Source organism: Microbacterium sp. WCS2018Hpa-9 (assembly GCF_031843745.1).
Classification (GTDB): domain Bacteria; phylum Actinomycetota; class Actinomycetes; order Actinomycetales; family Microbacteriaceae; genus Microbacterium.
This window is the reverse complement of sequence record NZ_JAVTIY010000007.1, coordinates 141,398-160,117: the sequence shown is the minus strand read 5'-3', so window position 1 is coordinate 160,117 and position 18,720 is coordinate 141,398. Positions and strand designations below refer to the sequence as shown.

22 protein-coding genes are annotated in these 18,720 nt (G+C 69.5%); 9 read left to right on the top strand and 13 right to left on the bottom strand.

Annotated elements, in window-relative coordinates:
- Positions 1-14 precede the first annotated feature (14 nt).
- From RQG82_RS15490 to RQG82_RS15475, 4 genes are read right to left on the bottom strand one after another with little or no spacing between them, the layout of a single operon-like run.
- Positions 15-1,070: an ATP-binding cassette domain-containing protein gene (locus RQG82_RS15490; RefSeq protein ID WP_311259887.1), complete on the bottom strand. Its 1,056-nt coding sequence runs from the start codon at positions 1,068-1,070 to the stop codon at positions 15-17.
- Complete coding sequence (gene modB / locus RQG82_RS15485) at positions 1,067-1,855, bottom strand: molybdate ABC transporter permease subunit (protein WP_311259886.1); 789 nt, start codon at positions 1,853-1,855, stop codon at positions 1,067-1,069. The genes RQG82_RS15490 and modB overlap by 4 nt, the downstream gene beginning before the upstream one ends.
- The gene (modA, locus tag RQG82_RS15480) at positions 1,852-2,631 is read right to left on the bottom strand and encodes a molybdate ABC transporter substrate-binding protein (protein ID WP_311259885.1); all 780 of its coding nucleotides are present in this window, start codon (positions 2,629-2,631) and stop codon (positions 1,852-1,854) included. The genes modB and modA overlap by 4 nt, the downstream gene beginning before the upstream one ends.
- 1 nt (position 2,632) lies before the next feature.
- Positions 2,633-3,025, bottom strand: coding sequence for a TOBE domain-containing protein (locus tag RQG82_RS15475; protein ID WP_311259884.1), 393 nt, complete (start codon positions 3,023-3,025; stop codon positions 2,633-2,635).
- A 150-nt stretch (positions 3,026-3,175) separates the two neighbouring features.
- On the opposite strand from RQG82_RS15475, the gene RQG82_RS15470 reads away from it, so the two are divergent.
- The 4 genes from RQG82_RS15470 to RQG82_RS15455 are packed head-to-tail and all read left to right on the top strand — an operon-like array spanning position 3,176 to position 5,902.
- A complete protein-coding gene (locus RQG82_RS15470; RefSeq protein WP_311259883.1) occupies positions 3,176-3,943 on the top strand; it encodes a HesA/MoeB/ThiF family protein in 768 nt (255 codons plus the stop codon).
- Entirely contained in the window at positions 3,940-5,184 is a 1,245-nt protein-coding gene (gene glp / locus RQG82_RS15465; protein WP_311259882.1) for a gephyrin-like molybdotransferase Glp, read from the top strand. Before RQG82_RS15470 ends, glp begins: the two co-directional genes overlap by 4 nt.
- Positions 5,181-5,660 (top strand): cyclic pyranopterin monophosphate synthase MoaC, encoded by a 480-nt coding sequence (gene moaC / locus RQG82_RS15460; protein ID WP_290161114.1) that lies wholly within the window; start codon positions 5,181-5,183, stop codon positions 5,658-5,660. Before glp ends, moaC begins: the two co-directional genes overlap by 4 nt.
- Positions 5,657-5,902: a MoaD/ThiS family protein gene (locus RQG82_RS15455; RefSeq protein WP_311259881.1), complete on the top strand. Its 246-nt coding sequence runs from the start codon at positions 5,657-5,659 to the stop codon at positions 5,900-5,902. Before moaC ends, RQG82_RS15455 begins: the two co-directional genes overlap by 4 nt.
- A 10-nt stretch (positions 5,903-5,912) precedes the next feature.
- On the opposite strand, the gene RQG82_RS15450 is transcribed toward RQG82_RS15455, so the two are convergent.
- The 5 genes from RQG82_RS15450 to RQG82_RS15430 form a co-directional block, all read right to left on the bottom strand.
- A complete protein-coding gene (locus RQG82_RS15450; RefSeq protein WP_311259880.1) occupies positions 5,913-6,353 on the bottom strand; it encodes a molybdenum cofactor biosynthesis protein MoaE in 441 nt (146 codons plus the stop codon).
- Complete coding sequence (locus RQG82_RS15445) at positions 6,350-6,838, bottom strand: MogA/MoaB family molybdenum cofactor biosynthesis protein (protein WP_311259879.1); 489 nt, start codon at positions 6,836-6,838, stop codon at positions 6,350-6,352. The genes RQG82_RS15450 and RQG82_RS15445 overlap by 4 nt, the downstream gene beginning before the upstream one ends.
- A 41-nt stretch (positions 6,839-6,879) precedes the next feature.
- Positions 6,880-8,520, bottom strand: coding sequence for a molybdopterin-dependent oxidoreductase (locus RQG82_RS15440; RefSeq protein WP_311259878.1), 1,641 nt, complete (start codon positions 8,518-8,520; stop codon positions 6,880-6,882).
- Positions 8,521-8,608: 88 nt separating this feature from the next.
- A complete protein-coding gene (locus RQG82_RS15435) occupies positions 8,609-8,878 on the bottom strand; it encodes a hypothetical protein (RefSeq protein ID WP_311259877.1) in 270 nt (89 codons plus the stop codon).
- 43 nt (positions 8,879-8,921) lie between these two features.
- The gene (locus RQG82_RS15430) at positions 8,922-9,620 is read right to left on the bottom strand and encodes a GTP pyrophosphokinase family protein (protein ID WP_309693328.1); all 699 of its coding nucleotides are present in this window, start codon (positions 9,618-9,620) and stop codon (positions 8,922-8,924) included.
- 98 nt (positions 9,621-9,718) lie between these two features.
- Here RQG82_RS15430 and RQG82_RS15425 point away from each other — a divergent pair, with 98 nt between their 5' ends.
- On the top strand, positions 9,719-10,078 hold the full coding sequence (locus RQG82_RS15425; RefSeq protein ID WP_311259876.1) for a nuclear transport factor 2 family protein: 360 nt from the start codon (positions 9,719-9,721) through the stop codon (positions 10,076-10,078).
- Between the two features lie 96 nt (positions 10,079-10,174).
- Entirely contained in the window at positions 10,175-12,262 is a 2,088-nt protein-coding gene (locus RQG82_RS15420; protein ID WP_311259875.1) for an APC family permease, read from the top strand.
- Positions 12,263-12,269: 7 nt separating this feature from the next.
- On the opposite strand, the gene RQG82_RS15415 is transcribed toward RQG82_RS15420, so the two are convergent.
- Positions 12,270-13,676 (bottom strand): PLP-dependent aminotransferase family protein, encoded by a 1,407-nt coding sequence (locus RQG82_RS15415; protein ID WP_311259874.1) that lies wholly within the window; start codon positions 13,674-13,676, stop codon positions 12,270-12,272.
- On the opposite strand from RQG82_RS15415, the gene RQG82_RS15410 reads away from it, so the two are divergent.
- The 3 genes from RQG82_RS15410 to RQG82_RS15400 are packed head-to-tail and all read left to right on the top strand — an operon-like array spanning position 13,675 to position 15,847.
- Positions 13,675-14,613 carry a DMT family transporter gene (locus RQG82_RS15410; protein WP_311259873.1) on the top strand — a complete coding sequence of 313 codons (939 nt, stop codon included), beginning with the start codon at positions 13,675-13,677 and terminating at the stop codon, positions 14,611-14,613. The two genes, RQG82_RS15415 and RQG82_RS15410, sit on opposite strands and share 2 nt — an antisense overlap.
- Before the next feature lie 13 nt (positions 14,614-14,626).
- Positions 14,627-15,238, top strand: coding sequence for an FMN-binding negative transcriptional regulator (locus RQG82_RS15405; protein WP_311259872.1), 612 nt, complete (start codon positions 14,627-14,629; stop codon positions 15,236-15,238).
- Positions 15,239-15,247: 9 nt separating this feature from the next.
- The gene (locus tag RQG82_RS15400) at positions 15,248-15,847 is read left to right on the top strand and encodes a GNAT family protein (RefSeq protein ID WP_311259871.1); all 600 of its coding nucleotides are present in this window, start codon (positions 15,248-15,250) and stop codon (positions 15,845-15,847) included.
- Here RQG82_RS15400 and RQG82_RS15395 read toward each other — a convergent pair.
- The 3 genes from RQG82_RS15395 to RQG82_RS15385 all read right to left on the bottom strand — a co-directional run bounded on the left by RQG82_RS15395 (position 15,834) and on the right by RQG82_RS15385 (position 18,663).
- Entirely contained in the window at positions 15,834-16,535 is a 702-nt protein-coding gene (locus RQG82_RS15395; protein WP_311259870.1) for a GntR family transcriptional regulator, read from the bottom strand. The two genes, RQG82_RS15400 and RQG82_RS15395, sit on opposite strands and share 14 nt — an antisense overlap.
- 1 nt (position 16,536) lies before the next feature.
- Entirely contained in the window at positions 16,537-17,271 is a 735-nt protein-coding gene (locus RQG82_RS15390) for a GntR family transcriptional regulator (RefSeq protein ID WP_311259869.1), read from the bottom strand.
- A 213-nt stretch (positions 17,272-17,484) separates the two neighbouring features.
- A complete protein-coding gene (locus RQG82_RS15385) occupies positions 17,485-18,663 on the bottom strand; it encodes an SLC13 family permease (RefSeq protein ID WP_311259868.1) in 1,179 nt (392 codons plus the stop codon).
- Positions 18,664-18,720: the final 57 nt, after the last annotated feature.

Here is an 18,720-nt window from a genome sequence, read left to right as displayed (position 1 = left end):
AAGCTGGCTGCAGCTCAGAGCACCGAGACGAACCTCACCAGCGCCGGGTGGATCCACAGACGGATCCCGTCGCCGACGGCTAGGCCCCCGACAGCATCGAGCGACAGGTCGAATGCGCCGGCATCGGTGTGCACGCGCGCACCTCCCAGCGTGGGCTCGATCCGCGTCACCACAGCCGGCCACGACTCCTGGCCAGCCTCGGCGACCCGCACATCTCCGGGGCGGAACACCGCGGCGAGCGCGGCGCCGTCCGTCGCGGCGAGAGCCCGAGACGCGGCATCGGCACTCGTCAGCAGCACCTCGCCGCTGCGCCACCCTCCCCCGCTCGCGACCCCGACGAGGCGGTTGACCCCGGCGATGGAGGCGACGAAACCGGATGCCGGGGCGGCGAGCACGTCTCGCACCAGCCCCGACTGGGTGACGCGGCCCGACTCGACGACGATCAACCGGTCGGCCAGCGCGACGGCATCCGCCGCATCGTGCGTGACCGCGACGGTCGCGGTCGAGGCGAGCTGGTCGCGCAGCATCCGTCTGATGTCGCCTGCCGTCTCGGGGTCGAGAGCGACGAGCGGCTCGTCGAGCAGGACGACGCGAGGGGATGCGGCGAGCGCACGAGCGACGGCGACCCGCTGCTGTTCGCCGCCGGAGAGCTCGTGCGGCATCCGCGCTCCGGCGCCGGGGAGCCCGACCCGTGCGAGCCACTCGTCGGCGCCCGTCCGCGCCGCTCGTGCGTCGACACCCGCCGCACGCGGCCCGAAGGCGACGTTCTCACCCACCGAGAGGTGCGGGAACAGCCTCGGCTTCTGACCCAGCAGCACGATGCCGCGGGCCATGGGCTCGGTGCGCACCCGCGGCTTCTCGACGCGATCGACGACGCGTCCTTCGACCGTGATCTCTCCGGCATCGAGCGGCTGGAGTCCGGCGATCGCCTGCAGCAGCGTCGACTTTCCTGCGCCGCTCGGCCCCATCACGGCCACGGTCGCTCCGACGGGCACCTGCAGCGAGACGTCGACGACGAAGTGCTCACGCTGCACGACGACGTGGGCGCGAAGGCCCTCGGCGCCGGTCATCGCGCCGCCCCCGGCCGCCAGCCGCGCACCAGCAGCAGCACCGCGATCGCCGTGGCGAGCAGCAGCAGCGCGAGGGCGACTGCGGCCCCCTGCGTCACTCCGGCGCCGTTGAACGCGGTGTAGATCGCCAGCGGCATGGTCTGCGTGACGCCGGGGCGATTGCCGGCGAAGAGCGCAGTGGCTCCGAACTCGCCGATGGCGCGGGCGAAGCACAGCACTACGCCGGCGACGATGCCGGGGGCCGCGAGCGGCAGCGTGATGCGGCGCAGGATCGTCCAGCGTCCGGCCCCCAGAGCCGCCGCTGTGCGCTCGTACTCGACACCGGAGGTGCGCACGGCACCCTCGACGGCCAGCACGAGGAACGGCAGCGCCACGAAGGTCTGCGCGAGAACGACGGCCGGAGTGCTGAACGAGAGGCCCAGGCCGCCGAACCACCCCGCTCGCCCGAACAGGTAGAGCAGGGCGACGCCGCCGACCATGGGCGGCAGCACGAGGGGAACCGTGACGGCTGCCCGCAGCGCGGCGGCGAGACGGGGGCTCGAGCGGGCGATCGTCAGTGCCAACGGCACGCCGATCACGATGCACAGCAGCGTCGCGATGAGACCCGTGCCGAGCGAGAGGAGCAGTGCTGAGCGTGCGGCCTCCGACGTCACGTCGGCGATGAAGGTCGACCATTCGACGCGGGCGACGAGCGCCGCGAGCGGCAGGATGAGGAAGGCGAGCCCGATCAGCGCCGGGATCGCGAGTGAGCGCGGCGCGTATCCCTGAGCGCCCGCAGCGCTCACGGTGCCCCGAAACCGTGGTCGGCGAGGATCCGCTGGCCCTCGTCGGAGAGCACGAACGCGACGAACGCCTCAGCCCCGGCGGCGTTCGATGCCTCAGACAGCGCAGCGATCGGATAGTGGTTGACGACCTCGTCTGCGCCGTCGGGCACGATCACCTCGACATCGTCGCGGCCGACCACGTCGGTCGCGTAGACGAGTCCAGCGTCTGCTTCGCCTGCTGCGACCTTGGTGAGCACCGCGGTGACGTTCTGTTCGAGGCTCGCTGCATCGACATCGACTCCGGCCGACGACAGCAGCGCCGCGGATGCCGCGCCGCACGGCACCTCGGGCGCGCACAGCACCGTCGTGACGTCGGCCAGGTCATCGAGGGTGTCGACGCCGCCGGGGTTGCCCACAGGAACGGCGATCACGAGGGTGTTGGACGCGAACAGCGCGGGGTCGACCGCAGCATCCTCCAGCTTGTCCATGGTGGCCTCGTCTGCGGAGGCGAACACATCGGCCGGCGCACCCTCGAGAAGCTGCGTGACCAGCGTCGACGAGCCGTCGTACACGCCGCTGACCTTCACGTCGGGGTTCTTCTGCTCGAAGGCATCGCCGATCTCGTCGAAGGCTCCAGACAGAGACGCAGCGGCGTAGATCGTGAGCTCGCCACTCACCGAGCTCTCGGGCGCACCGCCTCCTCCAGCGGGCGTCGGCGAATCGGCTGCGCACCCGGTCAGCGCCAGGGCGGCGGCAGCCAGTGCGATCGCGATGGCTCGGCGCGGCGTGCGGGTCATGTCAGCCCTTCGGCACTTCGACGACGACCTGCGTCGCCTTGACGGATGCGGTTGCGAGGGAACCGACCTCGAGGTTCAGATCGCGTGCCGCTTCGGCCGACATGAGGGAGACGACGCGATGGGGGCCGGACTGCAGGTCGACCTGCGCCATCACCCCGTCGATCTGCACACGGGTCACGATGCCGACGAAGCGGTTGCGGGCGCTCGAGTGGGCGTCGCCCGACTCGTGCGCCTCGTCGGCCAGCTCGACCGCTCGTGCCGCGAGCGCATCGCCGGGGATCTCGGCGGGCACCGCATCGGTCGTCGGCAGCAGGCCCTGATCGACCCAGCGCCTCACGGTGTCATCGCTCACGCCGAGCAGCTGTGCGGCACGGGCGATTCGGAAGGTCTGCATGCGTGAACACTACCGCGAATGCGGATGCTAGAGGCAGGATTGCCCGCATCTGCGGAGTAACGATCGGTCCGGCGCAGCCGTTCGTTCCCGAACAGCGACGAATCTCTCTCACCTCACCGCAACGTCGCGCCCCGGGCATAGCCTGGTGCCATGCAGCCGCTCGTCACCCCCGTACCCGCCCTCGATCCGGCTGAACTCGTCCGCACCGCCCGGCACGCAGTGCTCGCGGGCATAGGAGAAGAGGGGCAGCGCCGACTCTCGGCCGCCCACGTCGCGGTCGTCGGGGCCGGCGGCATCGGCTCCCCCGTGCTGCTCGCGCTGGCCGCGGCAGGCATCGGCACCATCACCGTGATCGATGACGACGTGGTCGAGCTCACGAACCTGCAGCGCCAGCTCGCGCACCGGGTCGAAGACATCGGCCGATCCAAGACCGCGTCCGCCGCCCGCGCGATCTCCGCCCTGTCGCCCGACGCCGAGGTGCTGCTGGCCACCGAGCGACTCGACTCCGAGAACGCCGAGCGCCTGTTCGCCGGCGCCGACATCGTCGTCGACACGAGCGATTCCTTCCCGACCCGCCGCGATGTCGCCGCCGCGACCGAGGCCCTCGGCATCCCTCTCGTCTGGGGAGCCGTGCAGGAGTGGCACGCGCAGGCCACCGTGTTCTGGTCGAACCCACCCGAGCACGATCCGGTCGTGCTGACCGACCTCTTCCCGCTCGGCACCGAGGGCGAGCCGCCGAGCTGCGCGCAGGTCGGTGTGCTCGGAGCGCTCTGCGTGCAGGTCGGCGGGATGCTGGCGGGCGAGGTCGTGAAGCTCGTCACCGGCGCGGGCGAACCGCTGCTCGGGCGCCTCGCCATGATCGACGCCCTCACCTCGAGACAACACGAGATCGCGATCCGTTCGGCGGTGTCGGCATGAGCGCCGCAGGCGGCCGCCGGTCGGTCGAAGAGCAGCTCGCCCGCGTGCTCGACGCCGTGCGCCCGCTGCCCGCCGAGACACGGGCGATCCGCGACGCCGCCCAGCGTACGCTCGCAGCGGCCGCGTCGGCCGCCCACGACATCCCTCTCTTCGACAACTCCGCGATGGACGGCTTCGCGGTGCGAGCGGCCGACGTCGCCGCGGCATCCGAAGAGAACCCCGTCACGCTCCGTGTCGTCGCAGACCTGCCTGCCGGGGTGTCGGACGACCCGCCCCTCGAGGCAGGCGAGGCCGCGCGCATCATGACCGGCTCCCCGGCGCCGAGCGCGGCGGACGCGATCGTGCCCTTCGAAGACACTGCGGGCGGCCTCGCCGACTCTCTGGGCGAGGTGCGGGTGCTGCGCGCACCGGCCGCTCCCGGTGCCTTCGTGCGGCGTCGCGGTGCAGACCTGCGGGCCGGGGATGCCGTGGTGCTCGCCGGCGAGCGTCTGGGCGCGTTCCAGCTCTCCGCCGCGGTCGCCGCCGGAGTCGAGAGCGTGTCGGTGACCCGAGCGCCGCGGGTGGCCGTCGTGTCGACCGGCAGCGAGCTGCTGGCGCCCGGCGAGCCCGCGACCCGCGGCCGCATTCCCGATTCCAACGGCCCTCTGCTCGAGCTTCTCATCGCCGATGCCGATGCCGAGGTCGTGCTCGTCGCGCGGGTCGCTGACGACGCCGAGGCCGTGCGCACCGTCACGGCGACGGCGGTCGAGCGCGGTGCCGACGTGATCGTGTTCACAGGAGGCGTGAGCGCCGGCGCCTACGAGCCCGTCCGCGGAGCGTTCGACGGCCGCGGCCAGGTCGAGTTCGCGAGCGTCGCGATGCAGCCGGGCAAGCCGCAGGCGTTCGGCGTGCTCGACTCCGGCACGCTCGTGTTCGGGCTGCCGGGCAACCCGGTGAGCGTCGCGGTGTCGTTCGAGGTCTTCGTGCGGCCGGCGCTGCTCGCGTTGCAGGGTCGCACCGAGATCCATCGCCCTCGCGCATCCTTCACCGCGGAGGCTGCCTGGACGCCGCCTGCCGGCCGTCGTCAGTACCTCCCCGCGGTCGTCGACCTGGCGAACCGGACGGTGCGCCCGGCGACCGCCGGCGGCTCGGGCTCGCACCTCGCCGGCGGCCTCGCCAGAGCGCACGCGTTCGCGATCGTGGCCGCAGAGGTCGAGGCCGTCGCCGTGGGCGATGCGATCGATGTCATGCTGGTCGAATGAGCTTCACGCATCTCGACTCGGCCGGCCACGCCCACATGGTCGACGTGACCGCCAAGCAGCCGACCGTTCGCACCGCCACCGCGCGCGGCTTCGTTCGGTGCAGCGCCGAGGTCATCGCCGCGCTGCGTGACGGCACCGCCCCCAAAGGTGACGTGCTCGCGGTCGCCCGCATCGCCGGCATCCAGGCCGCCAAGTCGACTCCGACCCTGCTGCCGCTCGCGCACGTGATCGGCGTGCACCGCGCCAACGTCGAGCTCGACATCGTCGACGACGGCGTGCACGTCGAGGCGACCGTCGGCACGGCTGACCGCACGGGCGTCGAGATGGAGGCGCTCACAGCCGTCTCGGTGAGCGCGCTCGCGATCGTCGACATGATCAAGGGCCTCGATCGGTCAGTGGTCATCGAAGACGTGCGCATCGTCGCGAAGTCGGGCGGACGCTCGGGCGACTGGGTGCGCGAGGGAGAATCGCGATGACCCCGCCGACGACCCGCGTCCGCTACTTCGCCGCCGCCGCTGAGGCTGCAGGCGTCGACGCCGAGGAACGCGGCGAGAGCTCGCTCGAACAGCTCCGCGCCGGGGTCGTCGCCGATCACCCGGCACTCGCCGACATCCTTCCGCGCTGCGCGGTCATGGTCGACGGCGTGCGCAGCGACGACGACCGGTCGCTCGACGACGCCCAGCTGATCGACGTGCTGCCGCCCTTCGCCGGGGGATGACCGCTTCGCGTCAGCCGCCGATGCCCTTCCACGACGTGGAGCCGTCGGACTCGACCTGACGCTTCCACACGGGCAGCGACTTCTTGATGTCCTCGATCACTGCTCGGCACACCTCGAAGGCCTCGGCACGGTGCTCTGCGGCGACCGCGATGACCACGGCCGCATCTCCGACGTCGAGGCGGCCGATGCGGTGACTCACGGCCACCACCACCCTGGCGTCGCCGACGGCATCCGCTGCCGCCTCCTCCGCTATACGTCGCAGAGTCGACTCGGCGTCGGGGTGCGAGCTGTATTCGAGCCCGACCACCGCAGTCGTCGCGTCGGGGTCGTTGTCGCGCACACGGCCGATGAAGGTCGTGACCCCGCCCAGGGCAGGGTCATCGACGGCCGCGAGATGGGCGTCGACGTCGAGCCGCTCTTCGGAGATCGCGGCGATCCGCACCTCGTTCACGAGTGGTCACCGCCCGCGACCTGATCGACCACGTGTCTGGCGACGGTCAGCACGACGGGAACTCCGGATGCCACGGCCCGCGGGGATCCGGGAAGATTCACCACGAGGACTCCGGCGGGGTCGACGATGCCGGCCACTCCGCGAGAGATCACCGACAGCGGGGTGTCGGCCAGACCGCTGCGGCGCAGCTCTTCGGCGAGGCCGGGCACCTCGCGGGTGATCGCCCGGCGGGTTCCCTCCGGGGTCTCATCGCGCGGGCCCAGGCCGGTGCCCCCGGTCGTCACGATCAGTTTCACGCCGCGGGCGACCGCCCGGCGCAGTGCGTCGGCGACGGATGCCGCGCCATCGGCGATGACCTCGGCATCCGGGCAGTGCCACCCGGCGTCCCTCAGCAGGCCGACGGCTATCGGCCCGCCTCGGTCTTCTCGTTCACCCGCGAAAGAGCGGTCGGAGACGGTGATCACGCAGGCGGGGAGCGACGTCATGGCTCCCACCCTAGGGCGAGATCCAGACGGACGCACCGGCATCAGGCGACGCGGATCAGCGAACGCTGCCAGCCCGCCGAGCCGTTCGGCGCGATCGGCGCACGCTCTTCGATCTGCAGGTCGCCGTTCTTGTTGATCGCCCGCACGGCCACGTAGTGCGTGCCGGGAGTGGCATCCCACTCCATGAACCACTGCACCCAGGTGTCTTCGTTGATCGGCGCAGACAGCGTCGCCGCCACCCAGTCGCCCTCGTCGATGCGCACCTCGACGCGCTCGATGCCGACCGACTGCGCCCAGGCGACGCCCGCGATCGGGATGCGGCCCGCCTTGACGGCCTCGCCGACCTTGGGAGTGTCGACGCGCGAGGCGAACTTGATCGGCGCCTCGGCGCTGTAACCGCGGGGCGTCCAGTAGGCCTCGTCCTTGTCGAACGTCGTGACCTTCAGCTCGGTCAGCCACTTCGTCGCCGACACATAGCCATACAGACCGGGCACGACCATGCGCACCGGGAACCCGTGCTCGAGCGGCAGCGGCTCGCCGTTCATGCCCACAGCGAGGATCGCATCGAGGTTGTCGTCGGTCAGGGCCGACAGCGGCGTGCTGGCGGTGTAGCCGTCGACGCTCTTCGACAGCACCATGTCGGCACCGGACTTCACCCCGGCCTTCTTGAGCACATCGCGCAGCGGCACCCCGAGCCACTTCGCGTTGCCGACGAGGTCGCCGCCGACCTCGTTCGAGACGCAGGTGAGGGTGATCGCGTATTCGTCGAGGCCCATGTCGAGGATGTCCTGGAAGCTCATCTCGACCCGCTGATCGACCATGCCGTCGATCACGAGGCGCCAGGTGCTGGGGTCGATCGTGGGGACGGTCAGCGCCGTGTCGACGCGGTAGAAGTCCTTGTTGGGGGTGAACAGCTTGCTGAGGCCGGGGATGTCGAGCTCGGCGCCCTGCGGCACGGTCACGGTCGACTTCGGCGAGGGCAGCTTGAGTGCGTCACGGATCGTCGCGACAGAGCCGACGGTCATGCTCACCGCTCGCGAGGCGATGCCGACCACGACGGCGGAGGCGCTGGCGATGCCCGCGAGGATGAAGAACTGACGGCGCCCCAGAGCCTTCGGAGGCTGCTCGGCATCCGAGTCTGACATGCCGGGGCGATCCGCACCGAGGCTCTCGCCCTTGCGATCGACCATCGCGGCGGGAACGGCTGACGCCTTCCAGACCTTCAGACGGCGGATGAGGAGAACGATGAGGATGGAGCCCGCGATGGTTCCGAGAACGGGGGGCAGGAATGCGAGGGGGGTCACGCCTGCCCTGGTCACGATCGCCGCGGTGGAGAGCGCGCCCGCGACCACCAGGGCGATCACGCCGAGCGGGGGACGGAGCAGCTGAAGGATTCCGGCGATCGCAGACGCGATCACCACCGCGAGACCGAGTCCGGCCAGAAGGGCGATCTTGTCGTACTCGCCGAAGGTCGCGATCGCGAACTCCTTGAACGGCTGCGGCACGATGTCGATCACGAACCCGCCGACCGCGAGGATCGGGCTGGCGGATCGCGCGAAGATCAGGGCGAACAGCTCGGCGGTTGCGAGGAAGACGGCTCCGCTGATGACACCCGAGAGCGCCGCCCAGAAGATGAATCTTCTGCCCTTGCTGCCCTGTGTGTCTTTGCTGCGCTGTGCCATGGTCTGCTCCTTCGCACCGCCGACGGTAGTGGTCAGCGTTTGTTCGGAGCGGAGACGCGAACGGATGGTCGCGTCGTGGCCGCGGTCGTCAGAGGCGGCGCGCGGTGATGGTGTCGCGGTCCTGCAGCTGACGCAGGGTGCGCAGGCATCTGGAGCACAGGATCTCGACGCGACGAGGGTGGTTCTCGCCGCAGACGCAGTCGACCGTCACGCGCCACTTGGCCTTGCGGCCGCAGGCGGCGTACGCCTCGTCGTCACCGTGATCGCACTCGCAGAGCTGGCGGCCGCGGTCGAGACCCGGGAGTTCCACGACGGTTCGCTCGACATCGGCGACCGGGGGCTGCTGCGTTTTCACCACCTGCCCATGTTCCAGTGTCGTGGAGCCGGGCGCAACATCAGGGTCAGACCTGCACGACGTGCGGCGGGGGCGGCGGCGCGAGCTGACGCTGCGGCACCCCGTGAGCCTCGCGGTGCAAGCGCTCCATGCGACTGTCGAGCTCGGCGGCGGCCTCGGCCGCGTCGGTCAGGCTCTCGACCAGGTGCGACGGCACCTGGTTCGAGAACTTGTAGTAGATCTTGTGCTCGAGGCTGGCCCAGAAGTCCATCGCGATCGTGCGGAACTGCACCTCGACCGGCACCGACAGGGCTCCGGTCGACAGGAACACCGGCACCTCGATGATCGCGTGCAGGCTCTTGTATCCGTTGTCCTTCGGGTTCGCGATGTAGTCCTTGACCGTGACGACGGTCACGTCGTCCTGAGCGGTGAGCAGATCGAACAGGCGATACACGTCGGCGACGAAGCTGCAGGTCACCCGCACGCCGGCGATGTCGGTGATCTCCGAGCGGATGCGCTCGAAGTCGGGCTCGGCGATCCCCTTGCGGGCGATCTTCTCGACGATGCTGTCGGGAGTCTTCAGCCGGCTCTTGACGTGCTCGATCGGGTTGTATGCGTGGTGGTGGGTGAACTCGTCGCGCAGGATCCCGATCTTCGTCTCGACCTCCCGCATGCCGAACTCGTACTCGCGCAGGAAGCGCTGGAACTCGTCGCGGAGCTCCCGAGTCTGCTGGATCGCGTCGTCGGTGACCTGAAGGGACGTCATGCCTTCGACGTTATCCGTCCGTGATCGGAAGTGGCTGTGCATCTTCGATGGAGTCGAGAACCTTGACGACGTCGGAGGCCGGGTCTAGAACGGAGGACATGACCAGCGCAGGAGAGAAGTGGACCGAGGCGTACGTCGAGGCATGGAAGTCGAACGATCCCCAGCAGATCGCCGCGCTCTTCAGTGAAGACGCGATCTACCTCACCAGCCCGGACGCCGAGCCGCGCGTCGGCCGAGCGGACATCGTCGCCGGCTGGCTCGAGGATCTCGACGATCCGGGGACGTGGTCGTTCGACTGGTGGATAGTGCGCGAAGACGACGAGTTCGTCGTGATCGAGGGGCGCACGAAGTATCCGGCGGAACGCGACTACGTGAATCTCTGGATCGTGCGACTGGATTCGGAGGGGCGGGCGACCGCCTTCACCGAGTGGTACATGCCTCGCCCCCACGAGGCATGACGGAGCCCGGTCGTTGCCGTGAGGATTCCGTTAGGGACCCGTGAGCACCCGTAGGGATTCCGTGAGGAACCCGTGAGGGAAGCGTTCGGGAGCGTAATGTCGCCCGACGTGTCAGATGAAACCCGCGGCAATACCGACGCTCCTCCTCGCGTGAAGCGCATCCTGATCGGCGACCCGCTGACGAGCGCTCAGATCGAAGGCCAGCTGCTCCCCAAGAAGATGGCGCTGCCGATCTTCGCGTCGGATGCGCTGAGCTCGGTCGCCTATGCACCGCAGGAGCTCGTGATGATCCTGCTGATCGGCGGACTCACTTTCCTGTCGTTCACCCCGCTCGTCGCGGTGGCCGTCGTGGTGCTGCTGATCGTCGTGGTGCTCAGCTACCGCCAGCTCATCAAGGCCTACCCGTCGGGTGGTGGCGACTACGAGGTCGCCTCGAAGAACCTCGGCGAGATCCCCGGCGTCATCGTGGCGGCGGCCCTGCTGGTCGACTACGTGCTGACCGTCGCCGTGTCGGTTGCTTCCGGCGTCGACAACATCATCTCGGCCGTGCCGGGGCTCGACCCGGCGCGGGTCGAGCTCGCGGTCGGCTTCGTGATCCTCATCATCATCGTGAACCTGCGTGGTGTGCGCGAGGCCTCGCTCGTCTTCGCCATCCCCACGTACGTGTTCATCGGCTCGGTCGGCTTCATGATCGTGACCGGGCTCATCCGCACGTTCCTCGGCGATGCACCGGTGGCGTCGAGCGCCGAGTTCGCCGTGCACTCCGAAGACCTCGGCCAGGCCGCGGTCATCCTCCTGATCCTGCGAGCGTTCTCGAGCGGATGCTCGGCCCTCACCGGCGTCGAGGCCGTGTCGAACGGCGTGCCCGCCTTCCGCACGCCCAAGGTGCGCAACGCGCAGACCACGCTCGTGCTGATGGGCTCGATCGCGGCCTGTCTGTTCGCCGGTCTCACCGCGCTCGCGCTGATCACCGGAGTGCACTACGCCGAGAACCCGTGCGACCTGATCGGCTTCGACTGCTCGAACCCGCAGCCGAGCCTGATGGCGCAGATCGCTTCTGCCACGTTCGGGGGCGGCAGCATCCTGTTCTTCATCATCCAGGCGGCCACCGCCTGTGTGCTGCTGCTCGCCGCCAACACCGCGTTCAACGGATTCCCGCTGCTCGGCTCGGTGCTCGCCCGTGACGGCTACGCGCCCAAGGCGCTGAACACCCGCGGCGACCGTCTGGTGTTCTCGAACGGCATGATCCTGCTCGGCATCGCGGCGATGGTCGTGCTCGTGGTTTTCCAGGCGAAGCTCACCACGCTGATCCAGCTCTACATCATCGGCGTCTTCGTCTCGTTCTCGCTCGGGCAGATCGGCATGGTGCGTCACTGGAGGCGCGTGCTGCGCGGCCCGGCCGAGAAGACGCCGGGTTCGGGGGTCGACGGCGCCTCGGCATCCGATCGCCGCTCGGCCAAGATCGGACTGGTCATCAACTCGGTGGGCGCCGCGATGACCGTCGCCGTGCTGCTGATCGTGACGATCACGAAGTTCACGCACGGCGCGTATCTGGTGTTCTTCGCGATCCCGGTGCTGGCTTTCTTGATGATGGGCGTGAAGCGGTACTACCGCGACGTCGAGCATGAGATCGCGATCGACGACACCACGAAGTTCGGCGCCACGGGCGATCTCGCGATCGTGCTCGTCAACCGCCTACAGAAGCCCGTCATCAAGGCCATCGACTATGCGGTCGCCGCCAAGCACGGCAAGACCCTGGCAGTGCACGTCGCCGTGGCATCCGACGATGCCGCGCAGCTGCAGAAGGAATGGGCCGACCACCTCGTGCCGATCCCGCTGGTGATCGTCGAATCGCCCTTCCGGTCGTTCGCGCAGCCGGTGACGCAGTTCATCACGCAGTACCGCGAGAAGCACGGTTCATCCGTGGTCACCGTCTACCTGCCGCAGTACATCGTGGGGCACTGGTGGGAGACATTCCTGCACAACCGACGCTCACGTCGACTGGCCAACCAGCTGATGCTCGTGCACGGAGTGTCGATCACGCTCGTGCCGTGGCTGCTCGACTCGTCGGAGCTGATCTACGGTCGGCGCTCGCGGCCGCTGCCCGGGCAGGAGCGCGCGGGGCGCCCGGTTGTGGTGAGCGGTCGTCGCGCGCATCGGCCCGAGGGTCCGCCCGAGAGCTGACGAGAGTTCAGGATGCGGCGAGCACGCCCCCGAGTATCCTCGCCGCCTCCGGGAAGCGCGACGGGTCGGCGTGGGCGTAGTTGAGGCGCACATAGGCGCCCGAGGGTTCGGCCGGGAACCACTCGGACCCGGGAGAGATGATGAGACCGCGGGCCTCGCAGGCGCCGACCACGGAGACGACATCGGTGCCCTCCGGAAGCCGTACCCACAGGTTGAGACCGCCGGTGGGAACCACGTCGACGGTCGTGGTCGGAGCGTGCTCGGCGAGGCTCGAGAGCAGCAGGTCGCGTCGAGCCCTCAGCTGATCGCGGAACCCGCGCAGGTGGCTTTTCCATGCGGGCTGGGTCACCACGTCGAGAGCCGCCGCCTGCAGCAGCCCGCTCACGTACATCGACTCGGCTGCGCGGTCGGCCAGGATGCGCTCGCGCGCCGGCCCTCGGGCGATCACTGCTGCGATCCGCAGCGCCGGTGACACGCTCTTGGTCAGCGAACGGAGATAGACGACATGGCCGTCGTCGTCCATCGCCGCGATCGGCCGCGGATCGCCGTCGATCGCCAGGTCGTGCGCCCAGTCGTCTTCGATGAGGAAGGCACCGTGTCGTCGCACGCTCTCGAGAACGGCGAGGCCTGTCGACGCGGGCCACCTCGCACCGGACGGGTTCGCGAACGTGGGCTGCGCATAGAACGCGCGAGCCCCGGTCTCGGCGAAGGCGCGCTCGACGGCATCCGGATCGGGGCCGTGCGGACCTGAGGGGATCGGCACCAGAACGACCCCTGCCTGCTCCGCGGCGAGCAGCGCACCCCAATAGGTGGGCGACTCGATCAGCAGCGGCTGGCCTGCGCCGACCACGGCCCGGAAGATCGAGCTCAGCCCGCTCTGGCTGCCCGCGATCACGAGTGCATCCCTCGCGGATGCCGGAGTGACGTCTGCCGGTGCGGATGCTGCGAGCTCGGCGGCGAACCACGCCTGGAGTTCCGGCAGCCCGGCGGCGGGCGAACGGGTGAGCGCCGAGGAGGTGCGCGCCGCGCGGGTGATCGCCTGGCGGACGAGCCGCTCGGGAAGCAGATCGACGGCGGGGTACCCCGAGTGCATGCCGATCGCATCGGGGGCGACGGTGCGCTGCGTCGAGGTGAGGCCGGCGAGTCGAGCGGGAGGCGCGCCGAGGGCGGACGTCTGCCAGCCGTAGTCTGCAGCGCGGGGCGGTCGCTGCGCCCGCACGAACGTGCCCGCCCCCGGTCTCGACTCGACCAGCCCCAGTCGCGCCAGGCGTGCCATGGCCTTCTGCACCGTGACGGGGCTCGCACCGTACTCGGCGACGAGGGCTCGATTCGACGGCACGCGAGCACCCGGCGGGGCCGATGCGATCCATCGACCTAGTCCGGCCACGATCCGGTCACTGCTATCCTGGCTCATGAAAGAACAGAGTAGCGTTATCGCACACGCTTCCGCACCGCTATCTTCGCGCGCCGGACTCTGGTGGGGTCTCCTCGGCGTCACCGCCTTCTCCTTCACTCTCCCGTTCACACGCATCGCGGTCGGCGGCCTCTCGCCGCTGTTCATCGGATCCGGCCGCGCGGTCGTCGCCGCAGCTCTCGCCGCCCTGGCACTGGCGGCGACCCGTCAGCATCCGCCCACCAGGGCGCAGTGGTGGCGGCTCGCGATCGTCGCCGGCGGCGTGGTCGCAGGGTTCCCCCTGCTGACGTCGTTCGCCATGACCTCCGCACCCGCGAGCCACGGCGCGGTGGTGATCGGCCTGCTGCCCGCAGCGACCGCCGTGATGGTGGTGCTGCGCACCCGCGAGCGACCCGGACGAGCGTTCTGGTGTTTCGCTGCTGTGGGTGCCGCCGCGGCGGTCGTCTTCGCCTCACTGCAGAACGGCGGTCTCGGGAAACTCCACTGGGCCGATCTGCTGCTGTTCGGGGCGGTGCTCGCGGCGGCCATCGGCTACGCCGAGGGCGGGCTGCTCGCGCGGGAGATCGGATCGTGGCAGACCGTGTCGTGGGCGCTCGTGCTCGCGGCGCCGCTGATGCTCGTACTGACCCTGGCATCGGCGGTCACCGACCCGCCGACCGCCTCGCCGGTGCAGTGGCTCGCCTTCGCCTATCTCGCCGTGGTCAGCATGTTCCTCGGATTCTTCGCCTGGTATCGCGGGCTCGCCATCGGGCCCATGGCCCCTGTCAGCCAGATCCAGCTGCTTCAGCCCGTGATGAGCATCGCCTGGGCCGCACTGCTCCTTCACGAGCACATCGGCTGGCCCACCGCACTGGGTGGCATAGCCGTCATCCTCTGCGCCGCTCTCGCGGTGCGCACCCGCCTGTTCGCTCACCGTCCACCGACCGCCACCCCCTGAACGAGGAGTCCTGATGCGCCACACACCCCGCTACCTGATGACCGACCCGCTCGAGGTGAAGCGCCTCATCCGCGGCAATCCGTGGGCCACGTTCGTGTCGCCCGCGAGCACCGGGCTGGTCGCCTCGCACTATCCCGCTCTGCTTATCGAAGACGAGCACGAGATCGTGATCGCCAGTCACTTCGGCCGCCCCGACGAGCAGCTGCACGAGCTGGGGCGCCACGAGGTCCTGGTGATCATCCAGGGCCCTCACGACTACGTATCGCCGAGCCTCTACGCGCCGGGAGACCTGGTGCCGACCTGGAACCACGTCACGGCCCACCTCTACGGCACACCCGAGATCCTCAGCGAGGAGGAGAACTACGCCATGCTCGCGCAGCTCACCGACCACTTCGAGAACGGCATGCCGCACGGGCGCAGCCTGTCGGAGGACGAGGCCGACACGCGGCGCGCGGCGAAGGGCACGGTGGGCCTGAGAATGCGTGTCGACCACTTCGATGCGCGCGCCAAGCTGAGCCAGAACAAGTCTCCCGAGGTACGAGACAACATCACGGGGCGGTTCGAGCGGACGAACGCGCCGCTCGCAGCCGAGATGCGGCGCGTCTCCGGTGACTCGTCTCAATAGGCTGGAGCGATGACCGATTCGCACGCCGTCTGGCCCGTCCGCACCGATCGCCTGCAGATCCGGCCGATGACCGCACCCGACGTCGACGCGATGTGGCAGTGGCGGCGCCTGCCCGAGGTGAACCGCTGGCTCGGGCTCGCTCCTGATTCGATCGAGGCGTTCCGCGAGAGATACCTCGACCCCGACCGGCTCGCCTCGATGCACATCGTCGAGCTGCTGCCCGCAGGCGAGAACGCGGCGCCCGTGCCGATCGGCGACGTCATGATCAGACTCGGCGACGGGTGGGCGCAGCTCGAGGTCGCCGATCAGGCGAAGGGTGTCGAGGCCGAGCTCGGCTGGGTGCTCGACCCGGGATACACAGGTCGCGGCTATGCGACCGAGGCGGTCCGTGCAGTGATCGACGTCTGTTTCGGTCCGCTCGGGCTGCGCCGGGTTCATGCCGGATGCTTCGCCGACAACGAGCCCTCGTGGCGCCTGATGGAGCGTCTCGGCATGCGCCGAGAGGAGTTCAGTCGCAAGACCGCTCTGCACCGGTCGGGTGAGTGGCTCGACGGCCTGAACTACGGCATCCTCGCCGAGGAGTGGACGCCGACGGTCAGAGGGCTGTGACTCCGTCGACCACGAAGGTGTAGAGGTCTCTCACCAGGTCGGTCGCCTCGAGACGGTCGCGATCGCGTGCCGCGGCGACCAGCGCGTCGACGACCGATCGCAGCATCGCGGGGTTGCGAGGTCGGCTGAGCGAGCGGATGCCGAGCACCAGAGCGGGTCTCTTCGACGCGTGCAGGGCGCTCAGGTATCGATTGCGCGAGAACACCGCGAGCAGGTCGAGCAGCTCCCACAGCCCCTCTGCTCCGACGACCTGGTCGTTGTCGTCGGTCTCCCAGAGCTCTCTGACGGTCGCGGCCCTCGTCGCGAACTCGGCGATCTGCGCCTCGGTCGCCTGCGCGATGCCGAGGTCGGCCGCCGCGATCGACAGTCCGGAGCACTCGGCGGCGACGGCGACGAACCACGCGGGGGTCGGTGTCACGACGACCGACGCCCTGTTGAGCCGGTGGTCGATCAGGTGCATCGCCTCGAGTGCACCGAGGGCCGATCGCACGGTGCCGGCGGCGACGTTGAGGCGCTGCACGAGGGCCGTGACCGACAGGGGATCGCCGGGGGCCAGTTCGCCCGACTCGATCGAGTGCGCGAGCGAGTCGACGACGGCATCCGCTCTCGAGGTGATGAGAGGCAGTGGCTGCTCGACCCCTCCCAGCAGTCGCGTGGAGTTCAGCTTGTCGATCCGCCGGTCGGGCATGTCATTCCCCGGGTGATCGGCCGATGCGTGTCGGATCGCTGGATGCGGATGCGGCGGCGAGCGCAGCCGCCGCTCGGAGCGGCTCGATCGTCGATCTCAGGAACAGAGGTTCGATGACCTCGCGCACCCCCACGCCATCCCGTCGCTCGAGCAGCGCGCGCAGCTGTTCGAGACCCGTGCGCATGAAGTCGACGAGCTCGGCGGCGACCGGTTGCGCTGGCACGGTTCTGGTCAAGTGCAGGGCGAGCTGCCCGTCGAGGATGTCGATCATCGTCTGGTTGTGGGCGCTCAGCACGATCTCACCCCACAGCGCGTACCAGAGACTGAGGCCCTCACGGCTGGAGGCACCTGCCAGGCCGGCGGCGAGCAGACCGTCGATGCGCCCCTGCAGCGACGCGACCTGTTCGTCGGTGTAGGTCGGCACCGCTTTGATCGCGCAGTATCCGATCATCGCGACGGCGGTCTCGACGCGGTCGGCCTGCGCATCGAGGTCGACCGGGGCGACGCGCGTGAACCGGTTGGTGCTGACTTCGATGAGTCCGAGGTCGGCGAGGCGGTTCAACGCCTCGCGGATGGGCGTGCGGGAGACACCGTACTCGGCCTGCAGATCTTGGTCGCGGATCTCTTCGAGGGGCTGCATACGCCCAGAGATGATCTCTTCGGCGAGCGTGGCGAAGACCTGGTCGCGGATCAGCTGCCGCGGCCGAATCGGCAGAGATGCGCTGATGTCGCCCACGGGCACACTTTATGCCGGTGTCATGCCGTCGCACCATACATCAGGCACTGAAGTTTCACCGGATCCGGCGACATGTGCGTAGCGTTGAGGCGTAGGGCAGCGACCCTCACCCGGCACACACTCCCCATGTCGTGCTGCGGACCTCCCCCAGATCCCGTGACCTGAGTCGCTGCCCTTTTCCCTACCCCGGGGCCAGCGCTGGGATGAACGGTCTCAGCCGGCGACGAAGGCGAGCACAAGCGTTGCCACCAGCACCGTCGGCACGGCGACGATCGCGCCCCAGAGCATCAGGCTGCCCCAACGGATCTCGACACCCAGCGACACCACCCTGTGGTGCCAGAGCAGCGTGGCGAGCGACGCCCACGGTGTGATCAGCGGGCCGAGATTCACCCCGATCAGCAGCGCCATGAGCGCGACCGGATCGCCGGCGGTGGGTTCGAGGATCAGGTACGCGGGAAGGTTGTTGACCCCGTTCGCGGCGAGCGCGCCCGCCGCTGAGAGACGCAGCAGCTCTGCCGGCGCGTGTCCGCTGGTCGCGAGGACCGACAAAAAGTCGAGGATGCCGTTCGCGTGCGCGGTCTCGACCACGACGAACAGGGCCGCCGCCAGGCCGATCGCCTGCCACGGCACGAGCGACAGGCGCAGCACATGGCGACGCCGGATGCCGAACACGACGATGAGCACGAGCGCTGCGACCGTCGCGGGGATCCACACGTCGTGGGTCAGCGCGAGCAGGGGCATCAGGAGCAGCAGGATCCCGGACGCAGCCCAGAAGAGCACCCGGTCGGAAGGGTCGCCGCCTGCAGGAGTGCGATACCCGCCGAAGAGCGTGCGCCGATGTCGCAGTGTGAGGATCACGACGGGCACGAGCACCCCGACGAGTGTCGGCGCCCAGCTCAGCGCGAGGAACGCGAGCGGGTCGTCGCCGATCGACCGTGCCGCGAGCAGGTTCGTGAGGTTCGAGACGGGCAGGGCGAGGGATGCCGTGTTCGCCAGCCACACCGTGACGAGGGCGAACGGCAGCGGAGGGATGCCGACACTCTGCGCGAGCACGACCACGACCGGCGTCACGATCACCGCCGTGGTGTCGAGCGACAGGAACACCGTGCTGATGACGGCGAGCACGACGACAGACAGCCAGAGCAGGATGACCCGCCCGTGCCCCCATCGAGCCAGACGCTGCGCGACGACGTCGAACACCGCGGCATCCCGGGCAAGCTCGGCGACGATCGTGATCGCGATGACGAACCCGAGCACGGGTGCGATGCGGGCACCGAGCGCCCCGGCATCCGCTGATGGCAGGACGCCCGTGACGATGCAGACGAGTGCCACGGCGATGAGCGCCAGGACGACGATCGTCCCTGCTCCCAGCCGCCGTCGCGTCGCACTCACTCGCTGAGTGTAGATCCGGTGGGGATGTGATCCGGTGAGCGTCCGGCTCGCGGCTTG

Coding starts and splice junctions, on each gene's coding strand:
- RQG82_RS15490 (WP_311259887.1), bottom strand. CDS start 1,070: ATGACCGGCGCCGAGGGCCTTCGCGCCCACGTCGTCGTGCAGCGTGAG.
- modA (WP_311259885.1), bottom strand. CDS start 2,631: ATGACCCGCACGCCGCGCCGAGCCATCGCGATCGCACTGGCTGCCGCC.
- RQG82_RS15475 (WP_311259884.1), bottom strand. CDS start 3,025: ATGCAGACCTTCCGAATCGCCCGTGCCGCACAGCTGCTCGGCGTGAGC.
- RQG82_RS15470 (WP_311259883.1), top strand. CDS start 3,176: ATGCAGCCGCTCGTCACCCCCGTACCCGCCCTCGATCCGGCTGAACTC.
- glp (WP_311259882.1), top strand. CDS start 3,940: ATGAGCGCCGCAGGCGGCCGCCGGTCGGTCGAAGAGCAGCTCGCCCGC.
- moaC (WP_290161114.1), top strand. CDS start 5,181: ATGAGCTTCACGCATCTCGACTCGGCCGGCCACGCCCACATGGTCGAC.
- RQG82_RS15455 (WP_311259881.1), top strand. CDS start 5,657: ATGACCCCGCCGACGACCCGCGTCCGCTACTTCGCCGCCGCCGCTGAG.
- RQG82_RS15445 (WP_311259879.1), bottom strand. CDS start 6,838: ATGACGTCGCTCCCCGCCTGCGTGATCACCGTCTCCGACCGCTCTTTC.
- RQG82_RS15440 (WP_311259878.1), bottom strand. CDS start 8,520: ATGGCACAGCGCAGCAAAGACACACAGGGCAGCAAGGGCAGAAGATTC.
- RQG82_RS15430 (WP_309693328.1), bottom strand. CDS start 9,620: ATGACGTCCCTTCAGGTCACCGACGACGCGATCCAGCAGACTCGGGAG.
- RQG82_RS15425 (WP_311259876.1), top strand. CDS start 9,719: ATGACCAGCGCAGGAGAGAAGTGGACCGAGGCGTACGTCGAGGCATGG.
- RQG82_RS15420 (WP_311259875.1), top strand. CDS start 10,175: ATGTCGCCCGACGTGTCAGATGAAACCCGCGGCAATACCGACGCTCCT.
- RQG82_RS15410 (WP_311259873.1), top strand. CDS start 13,675: ATGAAAGAACAGAGTAGCGTTATCGCACACGCTTCCGCACCGCTATCT.
- RQG82_RS15415 (WP_311259874.1), bottom strand. CDS start 13,676: ATGAGCCAGGATAGCAGTGACCGGATCGTGGCCGGACTAGGTCGATGG.
- RQG82_RS15405 (WP_311259872.1), top strand. CDS start 14,627: ATGCGCCACACACCCCGCTACCTGATGACCGACCCGCTCGAGGTGAAG.
- RQG82_RS15400 (WP_311259871.1), top strand. CDS start 15,248: ATGACCGATTCGCACGCCGTCTGGCCCGTCCGCACCGATCGCCTGCAG.
- RQG82_RS15395 (WP_311259870.1), bottom strand. CDS start 16,535: ATGCCCGACCGGCGGATCGACAAGCTGAACTCCACGCGACTGCTGGGA.